The 14,205-nt window shown below is 73.3% G+C and carries 13 protein-coding genes; 4 read left to right on the top strand and 9 right to left on the bottom strand.

Going from position 1 to position 14,205, the window contains the following annotated elements; translation table 11 throughout:
• Positions 1-50: 50 nt before the first annotated feature.
• On the bottom strand, positions 51-980 hold the full coding sequence (locus E1262_RS18550; protein ID WP_132104623.1) for a DMT family transporter: 930 nt from the start codon (positions 978-980) through the stop codon (positions 51-53).
• Between the two features lie 75 nt (positions 981-1,055).
• Here E1262_RS18550 and E1262_RS18545 point away from each other — a divergent pair, with 75 nt between their 5' ends.
• Positions 1,056-1,628, top strand: a complete 573-nt coding sequence (locus tag E1262_RS18545) for a TetR/AcrR family transcriptional regulator (RefSeq protein ID WP_132104622.1) — start codon at positions 1,056-1,058, stop codon at positions 1,626-1,628.
• Positions 1,629-1,676: 48 nt separating this feature from the next.
• Positions 1,677-2,768 (top strand): WD40/YVTN/BNR-like repeat-containing protein, encoded by a 1,092-nt coding sequence (locus E1262_RS18540; RefSeq protein WP_203454003.1) that lies wholly within the window; start codon positions 1,677-1,679, stop codon positions 2,766-2,768.
• Between the two features lie 17 nt (positions 2,769-2,785).
• Here E1262_RS18540 and E1262_RS18535 read toward each other — a convergent pair whose 3' ends face one another.
• From E1262_RS18535 to E1262_RS18500, 8 genes are read right to left on the bottom strand one after another with little or no spacing between them, the layout of a single operon-like run.
• Complete coding sequence (locus tag E1262_RS18535) at positions 2,786-4,993, bottom strand: MGH1-like glycoside hydrolase domain-containing protein (protein WP_132104620.1); 2,208 nt, start codon at positions 4,991-4,993, stop codon at positions 2,786-2,788.
• A 7-nt stretch (positions 4,994-5,000) separates the two neighbouring features.
• Positions 5,001-5,771 (bottom strand): HpcH/HpaI aldolase family protein, encoded by a 771-nt coding sequence (locus E1262_RS18530; RefSeq protein ID WP_132104619.1) that lies wholly within the window; start codon positions 5,769-5,771, stop codon positions 5,001-5,003.
• 18 nt (positions 5,772-5,789) lie between these two features.
• Positions 5,790-6,737 carry an aldo/keto reductase gene (locus tag E1262_RS18525; protein ID WP_132104618.1) on the bottom strand — a complete coding sequence of 316 codons (948 nt, stop codon included), beginning with the start codon at positions 6,735-6,737 and terminating at the stop codon, positions 5,790-5,792.
• Positions 6,734-7,564 (bottom strand): ATP-binding cassette domain-containing protein, encoded by an 831-nt coding sequence (locus E1262_RS18520; protein WP_132104617.1) that lies wholly within the window; start codon positions 7,562-7,564, stop codon positions 6,734-6,736. Before E1262_RS18520 ends, E1262_RS18525 begins: the two co-directional genes overlap by 4 nt.
• A gap of 12 nt (positions 7,565-7,576) precedes the next feature.
• The gene (locus tag E1262_RS18515; RefSeq protein WP_132104616.1) at positions 7,577-8,377 is read right to left on the bottom strand and encodes an ABC transporter ATP-binding protein; all 801 of its coding nucleotides are present in this window, start codon (positions 8,375-8,377) and stop codon (positions 7,577-7,579) included.
• Positions 8,374-9,282 carry an ABC transporter permease gene (locus E1262_RS18510; RefSeq protein WP_132104615.1) on the bottom strand — a complete coding sequence of 303 codons (909 nt, stop codon included), beginning with the start codon at positions 9,280-9,282 and terminating at the stop codon, positions 8,374-8,376. Before E1262_RS18510 ends, E1262_RS18515 begins: the two co-directional genes overlap by 4 nt.
• Positions 9,279-10,214 carry an ABC transporter permease gene (locus E1262_RS18505; RefSeq protein ID WP_132104614.1) on the bottom strand — a complete coding sequence of 312 codons (936 nt, stop codon included), beginning with the start codon at positions 10,212-10,214 and terminating at the stop codon, positions 9,279-9,281. The genes E1262_RS18510 and E1262_RS18505 overlap by 4 nt, the downstream gene beginning before the upstream one ends.
• 2 nt (positions 10,215-10,216) lie before the next feature.
• Positions 10,217-11,800 (bottom strand): ABC transporter substrate-binding protein, encoded by a 1,584-nt coding sequence (locus E1262_RS18500; RefSeq protein ID WP_132104613.1) that lies wholly within the window; start codon positions 11,798-11,800, stop codon positions 10,217-10,219.
• Positions 11,801-11,956: 156 nt separating this feature from the next.
• Here E1262_RS18500 and E1262_RS18495 point away from each other — a divergent pair, with 156 nt between their 5' ends.
• Complete coding sequence (locus E1262_RS18495; protein WP_162605978.1) at positions 11,957-13,207, top strand: four-carbon acid sugar kinase family protein; 1,251 nt, start codon at positions 11,957-11,959, stop codon at positions 13,205-13,207.
• The gene (gene pdxA / locus E1262_RS18490; RefSeq protein WP_132104611.1) at positions 13,204-14,196 is read left to right on the top strand and encodes a 4-hydroxythreonine-4-phosphate dehydrogenase PdxA; all 993 of its coding nucleotides are present in this window, start codon (positions 13,204-13,206) and stop codon (positions 14,194-14,196) included. Before E1262_RS18495 ends, pdxA begins: the two co-directional genes overlap by 4 nt.
• Positions 14,197-14,205: the final 9 nt, after the last annotated feature.

Here is a 14,205-nt window from a genome sequence, read left to right as displayed (position 1 = left end):
TCTCCCTTGTGAGACTCGCTGCCGCCTGGAACCATGCGGTCGGCCGTGGGCTAACCAAGCTGGATCAGCGCCGCCCCGGCCACCAGCGTCGTCACGCCGGTCAGCCGGGTGACGGTGAGTGGGCGGCGGGGCAGGCGCAGCAGGCCGCGGTGATCGGCGACGGCCGACGCGATCTGCTGTCCGGCGACCGTCAGCGCGATCGTCGGCGCCGCGCCGATCTCGACGACCGCGATCAGCGTCGTCGTCACATAGCCGGCGCCGACGAGACCTCCGGCCCAGCCCCACCACGGCACCCGCCGCAGCCCGGCCGGACGGGGACGGGGCGCGCCAGCGGCCAGCGCGACGGCCAGGACGACGACCATCGCGGTCAGAGCGATCCCGAAGCTGACCGCGGCAGCGCCGAAAGGCGCGTCGAGCTCGGACCGCAGCCGTGCGTTGACGGCGGCCTGCACCGGCAGTCCCGCCCCGGCGGCCAGCCCGAGCGCGTACAGCCAGGTCCGCGACCGAGCGGCGGGCGCCGTCACCGCGGTCGCCCGCCGCCCGGTCCGGACGATGGCCGCGATCCCGTAGGCGACCGCCAGCGCACCGAGGACCACGAGGATCGACGGCGTCCGCTGCTCCAGACCGAGCAGGCCGAAGCCGTCCAGCACGACCGACCCCGCCAGCTGCCCGGTGACGAACAGGCCCATGCTGGTCAGCGCGCCGAGCCGGGGGAACAGCACGATCCCGGCGCCGATGTACAACGCGCTGCCCAGCCCGCCGAGCAGCTCCCACGCCGGAACCGACCCCACCTCGGCCAGCGCGGGCAGCTCGCCGGTGGCCGCCGCGACGACGACCAGCAACCCGCCGGCGATCGCCAGCTGCAGGGCCGCGGCCGCTGCCGGATTTCCCAGAGCGCCGTTGAGCTGGACGTTCGCGGTGGCCTGCGCTGTCAGCAGCGCTCCGACCAGGACGGTGAGGATGACGAGTGCGACCTCCATGGTGGCTCACCCAAGCGCATAGGTGGACGTGGCGTCCGGTTATAACTGGACGCGACGTCCACCTATTCCGGTAGGATGACCGCCGTGCGTGAGCAGGGAGAACGCGCCGATGCGGCCAAGAACCGCGCCCGCGTGCTGGCCGCCGCCGCCGAGCTCTTCCGCGACCGCCCGGCCGAGACGGTGACCATGGAGGACATCGCCCGGGCCGCCGGCGTCGGCAAGGGGACGCTCTACCGCCGCTATCCCAGCCGCGAGGCCATCGCGGTCGCGCTGCTCGACGATCACGAGCGCGCTCTCCAGGAGCAGCTGATCGCCGGGCCGCCGCCGCTGGGGCCGGGCGCGCCGCCGGCCGAGCGGCTGGCAACGTTCTACCGGGCGGTGACCGATCTCCTCGAGCAGCACGGACATCTCGCCCTGGCCGGCGAGACCGGGGCGCGCCGGTTCGGGACCGGCGCGTACGGGTTCTGGCGCGCCCACGTGGGCTCGCTGCTGACGGCCGCCGGTATCGCCGAGGGCCGCGCCGCGCTGGTGGACCTGCTGTTGGCCCCGCTCGCGCCGGAGCTGTACCGCTACCAGCGCGACGCCGGTCTGTCGTCGCGGCAGATCGCCGACGGCCTCACGGTGCTGGCCGAGCGCGTACTCGCCTGACCGGCCGGCGCCGTCCGGCGTAGCGTAATGCGGCGGGAGGCGATCGCCATGAACGAGGTCTTGCTCGCCGTGGGCACGAAGAAGGGTTTGTGGCTGCTGCGCAGCGCCGACCGCCGGACGTGGTCGGTCGACGGACCGCACTTCCTGATGAACTCCGTCGCCGCGTGCGCCATCGACACCCGCGGCGACCGGCCGCGCCTGCTGGTGGGTGCGAGCAGCTCGCACTGGGGGCCGGGCGTCTCATGGTCCGACGACTTGGGCGCGACCTGGACGGAGGCGGCCGACGGCAGCGGCATCCGGTTCCCGGCGGAGGCAGGCGCGTCCGTCGAAGCCGTGTGGCAGCTGCGCCCCGACACCGCGGCCCGGCCGGGCGTCGTCTGGGCCGGCTCGCAGCCGTCGGCGCTCTGGCGCTCCGACGACGGGGGCGAGACGTTCGCGCTGGTCGAGTCGCTGTGGAACCACCCGCACCGGCCGACGTGGGAGCCCGGCTTCGGCGGCCAGGCCATTCATACCGTTCTGCCGCATCCTACTGACGACCAGCGGGTGCTCGTCGCGATGTCGACCGGCGGCGTCTACGTCACCGACGACGGTGCCGCCGGTTGGACGCCGTCGAACACCGGCATCCGCACCGACTTCCTGCCGGGCGAGCCGCCGGAGTACGGGCAGTGCGTACACAAGGTGTCGCGCGACGCGACCGACCCGGACCGCCTCTACGCGCAGAACCACGGCGGCGTCTACCGGTCCGGCGACGGCGGCGCGACGTGGCAGCCGATCGACGGAGGGCTGCCGGCCGACTTCGGCTTCCCGATCGTCGCGCACCCGCACCGCGGCGAGACCGCCTGGGTCGCACCGCTCATCGCCGACGGCGAGCGCACCCCGCCGGACCGGCAGCTGCAGGTCTGGCGCACCGACGACGCCGGCACGACGTGGTCGCGGTCGGCCGACGGGCTGCCTGGCGGCTTCTACGGGGTCGTCCTGCGCGACGCGATGTGCGTGGACGACGTCGACGGCGCGGCCGGCGTGTACGTGGGCACCCGCGACGGCTCGGTCTACGCCAGCGCCGACGAGGGCGAGACCTGGGCCGAGGTCATCCGGCACCTGCCCGACGTGCTCTGCGTCCGCGCCGCGACGATCGCGTGACGCGGCGCCAGTCTGCGTCAGCTCAGCGGGACGGTGAGCGCGGCGAGCCCGCGCGCCGCGGCGACCTGGACGCCGTCGAGCGCGACCCGCAGCCCGCGATCGCGGTCGAACGCGACGTCGACGGTGTGCCCGGCGACTCGCACGCCGCTGAGTGCGAACCACGCCAGCCCGACGTCCAGCGGGTCGACAGCGACGACCTCGGGCCCGGCCTCGAGCCCCGCGACGTACCGGACCAGCAGGTCGATGACGTAGGAGTGCAGGTAGTCGACCTCGTCGCTGATCGGCTCGCCGGTCTCGCTGTTGTAGTGCTCGACGAGGTACGGGGTGCGGCCGTCGCGCTGCTGGAAGTGCAGCAGGGCGTACGAGCGCAGCAGCCGGCCGAACTCGGCGTCGTAGCGGTGGCCGAACCGCCGGCTGGTCGCGCCGACGCCGTCGATGACCACGCTGTTGGTGTACGGCCAGGTCGGGCCGTTCCAGGAGCAGCCGTTGCGGCCCTTGACGAACGCGCCGCGCCAGTCGCCGGTGGGACTGTAGACGGGGCAGTCCGGCGCGGTGGACGGCAGCGGCGCGCCGGTGCCGAACAGCCGCAGCGCCGCCTCGAAGCCCGGCAGGTGCTCGTCGCCGACGACGCCGGCCCAGTACGGATAGAACCCCACGACGTTGCGGACCATCGCCTTTTGGTCGGTGCGATGGTGCAGGTCGTAGAAGAACCCGGTGCCGGGATCCCACTGCTTCGCCAGCACGTCGGCCGCCACGGCGTCGGCCAGCGCATCGAACTCCGCGGCGACGCCGTCCCCGTCGCCCAGCAGCCGCGTCAGCCCGGCGACACCGCGGGCGTTGCGATAGTGATAGATCGCGCGGTCGACCCGTTTCAGCGGCGTGTACCCGGACCGGTCGCGCGGGTCGGCAGGGTAGTCGTGGAAGGCCCAGTAGCTGGGCTGATACTCCTTGCCGGTCAGGATGTGCTCGGTCTCGACCGGCAGTTCGTCGCCGCCGGTCGTGAGCGCGGCCCGTTCGCCGCGGACCTGCGCCGCCAGCGAGTCGCGCATCGCCGCCGCGCCGTCGACGTCGCGGTGCACCAGGGCGTACTGGTAGCTGGCCCAGCCCAGGAAGTTCGCGTATGCGTGGACCTCGTCGGCGACCGTCCGGCTGCGGTACAGGCCGTCGTCGCCCTGGGCCGCCCGGAGCGTGCGCCACAGGCCGGCCCCGAGCGACGGATCCGGATGCCAGCGCGCCTCGAGCAGGTGCATCGGGCTGGACAGCGGGATGAGCTTGCTGAACTCCCAGCCGGCCGGGTCCCACGGCGTCTTGCTCATCTTGTGCGCGCGGCCCTCGTAGAACAGCGCATCCGGCAGCCCGCCGACGCCCGGGGCGGCGAGGTTGTGCCGCAGCAGGAACCAGCGGTACGCCCAGGTGCGGTTCAGCACCGGATCGCTGCAGCTGAACGACGGCACGGGGTCGAACCACCGCTGATAGCTCCGCTCCTGCCGATGGGTGACGGGGCTGGGTGGCAGCTTCGCTGGGGTACTCCCGACGACAGCCGGGCGGCCGTCGCGCCGGTCCGCCGCGTCCGCCGGACGGTCCGCTGCGCCGGTCAGAGCGCCGTCCTCCGACCCGGCTAGCACGCCGTCCAGCCGGCGCTCCAGGTCGTCGCGGCCGTCCGTCTCCGCGAGTCCGAGCGCCGCCGCGACGACGACGTCGGCCCGCTCACCCGGGCCGACCGTGAGACCGTCCCACAGCGCCTCAACCGACGGCCGCACCAGCGCGAGCACCGTGAACCCGTGCCGTTCGACCGGCCGCGAGCCAAACCCAGCGGCGCCGATCCAGGACCGGTCGACCTCGAGCCGCAGCGTCACCGGAGCCGAACCCCGGTTCGTCCACACCTGCCGCGACACCGCACAGTCGTCCCAGGTGACGAACTTGTCCTCGGCGAACTCCACGCCCGCCCCGGACGCCCCTGCCCCGGCGCCGAACGCCGATGCCCAGACCGTCAGCCGGCTCGGCCGCCAGCGCGCCTCCCACGGCGCCGGCAACTCGACGCCGGTGACCGTGAACAGCAGCGGGATGTTGAGTTTGTGGACGAGGTCGATCGCGCCGACGAAGCCGGGCCGCTCCTCCAGGAAGTCGGCCCAGAGCCGGGCTCCGGTGGGCCCGAGCAGAAGCGTGCCGGGCCGGGTGCGCAGCCCGCGCCGCCCGGTGACCAGCGCGTCGTCGATCGACTCCATGCGATCGTCACCCCCGCGCCGCCGCCAGGTGTGCGGCCGCGGCCTGTTCGAGGTGCACGAGGTCGGAGCTGACCGTCGCGAATGTGAACCCGTCCGTCAGCCGTCGCTGGGCGGTCGCGCCGTCGGGGGAGTGTATGCCGGCCGCGATACCCTGCGCCGCCGCAGCGGCGGCGACTCTTCCGGCCGCCTCGTCCAGCTTCTCGGCGACCGCCGGATCGGTGGACGACGCGCCGCCGAGCGCCAGGGTGAGGTCCGACGGCCCCACATACACGCCGTCGAGGCCCGGCGTCGCCACGATGGCCTCGACGTTGTCCAGCGCGGTCAGCGTCTCGATCATCACCACGCAGAGCACGTGCGCGTCGGCCTCGGCCGGCGCCGGCCCGATGCGCAGCCCGGCCCGCATGGGGCCGTAGCTGCGGCCGCCCTCCGGTGGGTAGCGGCAGGCCCGCACCGCCGCGGCCGCCTGCTCCGCGGTGTCGACCAGCGGGACGATGACGCCGTGCGCGCCGGCGTCGAGCGCCTGCCCGATGTACGTGAGGTCGTTGGCCGGCACCCGGACCAGGCCCGCGCTGCGGCCGCCTGCCTCGATCGCCAGGAGCGCCGCCAGCCAGCCCTTGTAGTCGATCAGGCCGTGCTGGGCGTCGATGCCGACGTAGTCGTAGCCGAGCCGGGCGATGCGCTCGGTGCCGACCGGGTTGTCGGTGGCGATCCAGTAGCCGACGGAGCGCTCCCGGCGGCGGATCCGGCCGACGGCGTCGAACGCGGCGGAGGTGGTCACAGGCGGCACTCCAGACTCTCAGCGGTTGTAGGCGGGCATCGGGCCGCGCAGCTGCCGGCCCACATCGTCGCAGCGTTCCACGACGTCGGCGGGGAGCGGCCCGCGGGCCAGAGCCGCGAGGTTCGCCGTCAGGTGCTCCGGCTTCGACGCACCCAGCAGCACCGACCCGACCACCGGCCGTGACGCCAGCCAGCGCAGCGCCAACTCGGGCAGCGACACGCCGGCGTCGGCCGCGATGGCCGACAGCGCGCCGACCGCGTCGAACATCCGCGGGTCCCAGTAGCGCTCGCGGTACATCGGGGAGAGCTGCGACGTGGCGAAACGGCCCTCGGCGGGCGCGGCCTCGAACGTGTACCGCCCGGACAGCAGCCCGCCGCCGAGCGGGTTGTACACCATCGTCTCGATGCCGCTGGCCAGCGCGAACGCGACGTACTCGTCGTCGATGCGGCGAGCGACGAGGTTGTAGAGCTGCTGCGCGACGACCGGGCCGGGCAGGCCGGCGGCGGCGAACAGGTGCCGCAACTCGGCGATCTGCCAGGCGGCGAAGTTGGACACGCCCACGCGCCCGATCAACCCCTCGTCGGCAAGGGCCACGACCTCGGCGACGGTGTCGGCCAGCGGCGTCGCCGGGTCGGGCTGGTGCAGGTAGAACAGGTCGACGTGGTCGAGCCGGAGCCGGCGAAGGCTGCCCTCGAGACCGGCCCGGACCGCCCCAGGCGACAGCGGCGGCGCGTCGCCGGCGTCGGTATGGGGGATACCGGCCTTCGTCGCGACGGTGAATTGCCCCGGCCGCTGGGCGAGCAGCTCGCCGAGCATCTCCTCGGTGGCGCCGCCGGCGTAGGCATTGGCGGTGTCGATCTCGGTGACCCCGGCGTCGCGGGCGAGGTCGAGCATGCCGGCCGCGGTGTCGCGGTCGACGGTGTCGCCGAACGTCATGGTGCCGAGGACGGCGCGGGGAATGGTCATGTCGCGGCTCCCGCGTTGGCCGCGGGGGCGAACAGCCGCGGCTTGCGGCCGGTGATGAGCGCCGGGTCGAGGGCGGCGCGCCGCAGCCGGCGGGTGTAGTCGTGTCGCGGCCGGGACAGCACCTCCTCGGTCGGGCCGTGCTCGACGAACCGGCCCTGCGACATGACGGCGACCTCCTGGCTGATCTCGCGGACCACGCCGAGGTTGTGCGAGATGAACAGGTACGCGATGCCCTCCTGCTCCTGCAGCTCGCGCAGCAGGTCGAGCACCTGCGCCTGCACCGAGACGTCGAGGGCGCTGGTGGCCTCGTCGCAGATGAGGATCTTCGGCCGGCTGGCCAGCGCCCGGGCGATGCCGATGCGCTGGCGCTGCCCGCCGGAGAACTCGGGCGGGCGCCGGTCGGCGTGCTCGGGTTTCAAGCCGACCCGTTCGAGCAGCTCGACGGCCCGCCGGCGGCGTTCGCGGCGGTCGGTGACCCCGCGCAGCCGGAGCGGCTCGGCGACGACGCCGGCCGCCGTGAGGTGCGGGTCGAGCGAGCCGTACGGATCCTGGAAGATCATCTGGATGTCGCCGCGCAGCGGCCGCAGCTCCTTGTCCGTCAGCGTCGCGAGGTCGCGACCGGCGTATCGGATCGACCCGGCGGCCGGGGTCTCCAGCCGGACGAGCGTTCTGGCCAGCGTGGACTTCCCGCAGCCGGACTCGCCGACGACCGCCAGCGTGCGGCCGGCAGCGAGGTCGAACCCGACGCCGTCGACGACCCGGTTGCGGTGTCCGTGGGTGGTGAACTCGACGGCCAGGTCGCGCACGGAGAGAATCGGATCACTCATACTGCTCATCTCTCAGGCTCCTTCCCATGCGCCCAGCCGCGGCACGGCGTCGAGCAGCCGGCGGGTGTAGTCCTGCTGCGGTGCGCCGACGACGGCCTCGACCTCGCCGCTTTCGACGAACCGGCCGTCGCGCATGACGTGGACGCGGTCGCTGACGAGCCGGGCCACGCCGATGTCGTGGGTGATCATCAGGATGCCGGCGGACGTGCGGTCCTGCAGGTCCATCAGCAGGTCGAGGATGCCGGCCTGCACCGTGACGTCGAGCGCACTGGTGGGCTCGTCGGCGACCAGCAGGTGCGGGTCGATGGCCAGCGCCATCGCGATGAGCACCCGTTGCAGCATGCCGCCGGAAAGTTGGTGCGGGTAGGCGTCGAGCCGGCGGCGGGGCTCGGTGATGCGGACGGCGTCGAGCAGCTCGGCGGCGTGGTCGCGACGGGCGGCCCGGGACAGTCCGGAATCCTTGCGGACCAGCACCTCGCCGAGCTGCCGGCCGATCGTCGACACCGGGCTGAGCGCCGTCATCGGGTCCTGCGGGATCATCGCGATGGTCCGCCCGCGCAGCCTCGCCGCTTCGGCCGGCCGGGCGACCACGTCGACGCCGTCGATGAGGCAACGCCCGGACACGACGGCGAGGTTGCGTGGCAGCAGCGCCTGGACGGCCATGGCGGTGGTCGACTTGCCGCTGCCGGATTCGCCGATCAGCGTGACGGTCTCGGACCGGCCGACGGTGAACGAGACGCCGTCGACCGCGCGGACCACGCCCCCGGCCGTCATCAGGTCGACCTGCAGATCCTGGACGTCGAGGAGCGTCATTGCGCCTCTCCCTTCGCCGAACGGGACCGGGACACGCGGTCGCGCAGCCCGTCGCCGAGCAGGTTGACCCCGACCACCAGCAGCACGATGACCAGGCCGGTGAGCGTGACCAGCCACCACGAGGTGGTGATGTAGCCCTGCCCGTCGGAGATGATGCGGCCCCACGTCGGGTGCGGCCGCTCGACCCCGGCGCCGAGGAAGCTCAGCGCGCTCTCCAGCAGCACCGCCTGGGCGAGGAGAAGAAGCATGACGACGACCACCTGGTTGACGATGTTCGGCACCACGTGGCGCACCAGCACGGCCGCCCGCCGCAGGCCGAGGACCCGCGCCGCGGCGACGTACGGCTTCTCCCGCTCGACCAGCACCATGGCCCGGGTGAGCCGCGCCGGCTCAGGCCATTGCGCGAACGCGATGACCAGCGTGATGACGGTGATGGACGGGCCGAACAGCGCCACCACGAGCAGCAGCAGGAGCAGCAGCGGCACCGACATCTGCGCTTCCAGCAGCCGGGACACGACAGCGTCGACCCAGCGCCCGTAGTAGCCGGCCGCGGCGCCGGCGATGACGCCGACCACGCCGGACACCAGGACCGCCAGCACGCCGATGGTCAGCGACACCTGGCCGCCGTGCAGGATGCGCGACAGCAGGTCGCGGCCGAGCTGGTCGGTGCCGAAGAGGTGGCCATCGGTGAGCGGCGGCAACCGGCGCTGGGAGAGGTCCTGCTCCAGCGGGTCGGGCAGCGGCAGGACGTTGGCCAGCAGGATCGGCACGACGACGACGCCAGCCAGCACCGCGCCGAGCACGATCTTGAGCCGGCTGGCCCGGCGGCGCAGCGCCGCCGCCGAGGACCTGAGCCGGTCGGCCGTGACGGCGCTCGAGCGGGCGGCCTGTGTCTGCGTCGTCATCGCGACACCGCCTTTCCGACGCGCACCCGCGGATCGAACAGCGGGTACAGGAGATCGACGAGCAACTGGACGCCGATGGCCAGCAGACTGGTCACCAGCACGGTGGCCTGGATCAGGGGGTAGTCACGGGTCTCCAGCGCCCGGACGACCAGCGAGCCGATGCCGGGCCAGGCGAACACCACCTCGACCACGACGACGCCGTTGAGCATGGCCGCGAACCGGGTGCCGAGCGCCGTCACCACTGGGATGGACGAGTTGGCGAACGCGTAGCGCCACGTCAGTGCCCGTTCCGCGACGCCGCGCGAGCGGGCCACCGTCACGTACGGCGCGGCGAGGTTGCCGGCCATCTCGCGGTGTACCAGCCGGGAGATCAGCGCGATCTGCAGCAGCGCGATGGTGACCGCCGGCAGCACCAGCCCGGACCACGAGGTGAACCCGGACGCCGGGAAGATCGGCACCACCACCGCGAGCAGCGTGAGCAGCATGATGCCGGTCCAGAACTCCGGCATCGACTGCCCCGCGATGGTGCCGATGTTGGCGCCGACGTCCCAGCCGCTGTTGGCCCGGCGGGCGGTGAAGATGCCCAGCGGGATGGCGATGAGCGCCGTCAGCAGGATGGCCGCACCGGCCAGCGTGATGGTGTACGGCAGCCGGTCGAGCACGACGTCGAGGGCCGGCTGGCGGAACGAGTAGGACAGGCCGAGGTCACCCTGCACCAGCCCGGTGATGAAGTGCCAGTACTGCTGCGAGATGGAGCCGACCAGGCCGAGCTCCTCGCGGATGGCCTGCAGGTCCTCCGTCGTCGCCGTCGGACCGCCGACGGCCGCGGCCGGGTCGCCAGGTGCCAGGCGGACCAGCACGAACACCGTCGAGACGATGAGGAACACCGTGAACAGGCTCTGCGCCACCCGCAGCGCCAGGTAACGCGCCATGATCACCCCTCCTCGAGCCGCACAGCGGCGAGGTCGTAGGAGTTGATGGGCAGCAGGTCGAGGCCGCTCACGGTGTCGCGGTGCGCGAGCAGGACGTCCTGCGTGAACGCCCACATGGCCGGCCAGAGGTCCCAGATGGACCGCTGGACGTCCTCGAGCAGCACCACCCGCCGCTGGCCGTCGGTCTCGGCGGCGGCCGCCCCGATGCCGCCGGCGATGTCGTCGTAGACGAAGCCCATGAACGCGTCGCCGGTCGTCTCCATCTCGGGGGTGCCGCCGAACAGGCCCTGGAGGCTGGTCAGCGCCAAGCCGGTCTGGTTGCCGTAGCCGTTGCCGATGATGTCGAAGTCGCCGCCGCGGCCCTGCCGCCACGTGGGGAGGTCGCCGCCCGGCTCGAACTGACGCAGGTGCACCCGGACGCCGATGTCACCGAGCATCTGCGCGACCGCCTCCATGACATAGGCGTCGCCGGCGAACTCACCGGACTCCCAGATGACCGTCAGCTCGAGGTCGTCGACCCCTTCGGCGTCGAGCATCTGGCGGGCCTTGCGCGGGTCGAACTCGAACGTCCCGACCTCGACCGCGCCGTCCAGGCTGAGCGGGACGACGCCGTTCGTCGGCGTGACGCTGTCGAGGAGGACGTCGCGCACGATGCTCTCGCCGTCGATGGCCAGGCTCAGCGCCTGCCGGACCGACGTCTTCGACAGCGGGTGCTCCGGCGGCTTGCGGAAGTTGTAGAACAGCTGCACGAGGCGGGTGCCCTGAGCCTGCAGCAGGTTGATGCCGGGCAGGCCGTCGAGCTGCTCCGCGGAGTCGGGCGTGATGGAGTCGATGACGTCGACCTCGCCGCTGCGCAGCGCCAGCACCCGGCTGGTCTCCTCGGGCAGGAACCGGATGCGCACCCGTTCCACCCCCGGCGCCGGCCCCCAGTAGTCGGGGTTCGCGACCAGTGTGTAGTCGCCGGTGCCGCGGTCGGCCTGGGCGACGACGTACGGCCCGCTGCCGACGCCGTCGGACAGTTCCTCGGGCAGGTTGGCCGCCGCCGGGGTGACGAGGATGTTGCTCATGAGGGAGTCGAGCCCGACCAGCGGCTGCTGCGTGACGAGGTCGAACGTGCGGTCGTCGAGCTGTCGCACCCCCGGCCACTCCGGGAACTGGTTGCCGACGAACGACGCCTCGACCTGCTGGTACATCTCCAGCGCCGTGGCGACGTCGGCGACGGTGACCGGCGTGCCGTCGGAGTACACCGCCTCGGGCCGGAGCCGCACTCGCCAGGCCGTCGGAGAAGCGAGCTCGAAGCTCGCGGCCAGCACCGGCTCGGCCCGCATGCCGTCGCCGATGCGCGTGAGCGCCTGCCGCACCGCCCTCTGGACGGTGACGTGCGCGTCGAACTGGTTGAGCTTGTTGTCCAGGCTGACCAGCGACCGGTTCAGCGCCAGCGTCAGCGTGCCGGCGCCGGACGTGCCGGTCGGGCCGGCACAGGCCACGAGCGCCGGGCCGAGCGCGATGCCGGCGCCGGCCGCGAAGCCGGCCCGCAGCAGGTCGCGGCGGCTGAGGCCGCGGCGCTGCTGTGCGCTGCCGTTCATCGTCACCTCCGGGGGGTCCGCGAAGTTGTGTGGGTCACACTTGCACTTTTGCGCGAAACGCGCAAGTAACGTAGCGTTCATTCGTGCCGGCAAGAGTCGTGCCGGTCGGGCCGGTGGAGCGTGGCTCGCCACGTCTGTGCAGGAAGGAGTGTGTTAGTGGATGTCCCCGTGGTGCTGATCGCCGACGACCTGACCGGTGCGGCCGAGGCGGCGGCGGCGTTCGTGCTGCGCACTCCGCGCATCGTCGATCTGGATGCTCTGCGCTCGGTGCGCACATCGCTCGATGCCGGCGTGACCGCGGTGGACACCGATTCACGCTATGTCGGCCCCGAGCTCGCCGCCGAGCGGTGCCGGACGGCGCTCGCCCTGCTGCCGCCCAGTGGCGTCGTGGTCAAGAAGATCGACTCCACGCTGCGTGGGCCGCTGGCCGCCGAACTGGCCGAGGTGCGCGAGCCCGGCGGGCTGCTCGTAGTAGCGCCGGCGCTGCCCGCGCTGGGCCGGACCGTGATCGGGGGAGCGGTCCTGGTCGACGGCGTGCCGCTCGAGCGGTCGGCCGCCTGGGCCGCCGAGCCGCGACCCGCGCCTGCGTCGGTGGCCGAGGCTCTGGCGCCGCTGCCGGTGTCCGTGGTGCCGCTGCCGGCAGTGCGTGGCGGCGTGGACGAGCTGGCTGCGGCGCTCTGGGCGGCGGCGGAGGGCGGCCGGGTGCCGGTGTGTGACGCCGAGACCGAGGGCGACCTCGACCGCGTCGTCGGGGCCGGCCGGCTGGTGGCGCGGTCGGGACGGACAGTCCGCTGGGCCGGCTCCGCTGGGCTGGCGCTTGCCCTTGCCCGCGCGCAGGTAGCTGCGGCGGACCCACCGCATGGCACGGAGGGCGGCGGCCTGCCCGCACCGCCGCCGGTCGGCCCGATCCTGTTCGTCGTCGGGACGGCGGCACCGGCGGCGCGTGAGCAGCTGGCGTGGCTGGCCGCGCACGTCGCCACCGTGGTGGAGCTCGACCCCGATCAGCTCGCCGACCCCGCCGCCACGGCGCACGACGTCGCCGCCCGAACGGCCGGGCGCACGGCCGTCGTCCAGCTGACCGATGCCGGCGGGGCGGCGCGATCGCCGGACGTCGTCGCGGCGCTGGCCCGGGTGGTCGAGCCGGCGGCGCGCGACCATCCGGGGCTGGTGCTCACGGGTGGTGAGACCGCGCGGGCCGTCCTCGCCGCTCTCGGCGTCGGCGAGCTGCGCGTGCGCGAAGCGTGGGACGACGGCGTCGTCGTCAGCACCGCGCGCGGCGGCAGGGTCGTCGTCACCAAGCCCGGCGCGTTCGGCGATCCGCGCGTGCTGGTGCGCATCGCCCAGCGACTCGCCAGCACCCGATGGCACGTGCACGCCGAGCACAGCCCGCACGAGGAGGACACATGAAGACACCACTGGTCGCCGTCACCATGGGCGACGGCGCCGGCGTCGGCCCCGAGGTCGTCGTGCGGGCGCTCGCCGACCCGGAGGTGCGGTCGTTGTGCCGGCCGGTGGTCGTCGGCGATCTCAGGCGGTTGGGCGACGCCGCCCACATCACCGGCGTCGACGTCGAGCTGCGGGCGGTCGACGGGCCGGAGGCGGCCGCCTCCGAGCCGGGCACGATCGACGTGATCGACCTCGGGCTGCTGCCGGCCGACCTGCCGTACGGCGAGCTCTCGGCGGTCGCCGGCGACGCGGCGTACCAGTACGTGAAGGTGGCCAGCGAGCTGGCCGTCGCCGGGCGGGTGCAGGCCATCTGCACCGCGCCGCTGAACAAGGAGGCCCTGCACGCCGGCGGTCATCCGTATCCCGGGCACACCGAGCTGCTGGCCGAGCTGTGCGGTGTCGACGAGGTGTCGATGATGCTGTCGACGCCGACGGTGAAGGTCATCCACGTCACCACGCACATCGGGCTGGTCGACGCCATCGAGCGCATCGACGACGCGCTGGTCGAGCGGACCATCCGGCGCGGCGACGCGACGCTGCGCCACGCCGGGCTGGCCCGGCCGCGGCTCGGGGTGTGCGGCATCAATCCGCACGCCGGCGAGAACGGGCTGTTCGGCCGCGGCGAGGAGGCGGAGAAGATCGTCCCGGCGGTCGAGCGGTGCCGCGCCGACGGCCTCGACGTGCAGGGTCCGTTGCCTGCCGACACCGCGTTCTACCTCGCCAGCCGCGGCGACTACGATCTCATCGTCGCGATGTACCACGACCAGGGGCACGGACCGGTGAAGGTGCTCGGCCTCGAGACGGGCGTGAACATCAGCGTCGGGCTGCCGGTCATCCGCACGTCCGTCGACCACGGCACCGCTTTCGACATCGCAGGCACCGGACGGGCCGACGCCGGTAGCATGATCGAGGCTCTGCGCCAGGCGGCAGCGCTCGCGCCGAGCCCGTAGCGAGTGAGG

The sequence above is a fragment of the Jiangella aurantiaca genome (assembly GCF_004349105.1).
Taxonomy (GTDB): Bacteria; Actinomycetota; Actinomycetes; order Jiangellales; family Jiangellaceae; genus Jiangella; species Jiangella aurantiaca.
This window is presented reverse-complemented; position numbering and strand designations above follow the sequence as displayed.

Bases quoted from the DNA above. Each gene is read 5' to 3' on its own strand.
- E1262_RS18535 (WP_132104620.1), bottom strand. From the start codon at position 4,993: ATGGAGTCGATCGACGACGCGCTGGTCACCGGGCGGCGCGGGCTGCGC.
- E1262_RS18545 (WP_132104622.1), top strand. From the start codon at position 1,056: ATGACCGCCGTGCGTGAGCAGGGAGAACGCGCCGATGCGGCCAAGAAC.
- pdxA (WP_132104611.1), top strand. From the start codon at position 13,204: ATGAAGACACCACTGGTCGCCGTCACCATGGGCGACGGCGCCGGCGTC.
- E1262_RS18510 (WP_132104615.1), bottom strand. From the start codon at position 9,282: ATGACGACGCAGACACAGGCCGCCCGCTCGAGCGCCGTCACGGCCGAC.
- E1262_RS18520 (WP_132104617.1), bottom strand. From the start codon at position 7,564: ATGAGTGATCCGATTCTCTCCGTGCGCGACCTGGCCGTCGAGTTCACC.
- E1262_RS18505 (WP_132104614.1), bottom strand. From the start codon at position 10,214: ATGGCGCGTTACCTGGCGCTGCGGGTGGCGCAGAGCCTGTTCACGGTG.
- E1262_RS18515 (WP_132104616.1), bottom strand. From the start codon at position 8,377: ATGACGCTCCTCGACGTCCAGGATCTGCAGGTCGACCTGATGACGGCC.
- E1262_RS18500 (WP_132104613.1), bottom strand. From the start codon at position 11,800: ATGAACGGCAGCGCACAGCAGCGCCGCGGCCTCAGCCGCCGCGACCTG.
- E1262_RS18525 (WP_132104618.1), bottom strand. From the start codon at position 6,737: ATGACCATTCCCCGCGCCGTCCTCGGCACCATGACGTTCGGCGACACC.
- E1262_RS18540 (WP_203454003.1), top strand. From the start codon at position 1,677: ATGAACGAGGTCTTGCTCGCCGTGGGCACGAAGAAGGGTTTGTGGCTG.
- E1262_RS18550 (WP_132104623.1), bottom strand. From the start codon at position 980: ATGGAGGTCGCACTCGTCATCCTCACCGTCCTGGTCGGAGCGCTGCTG.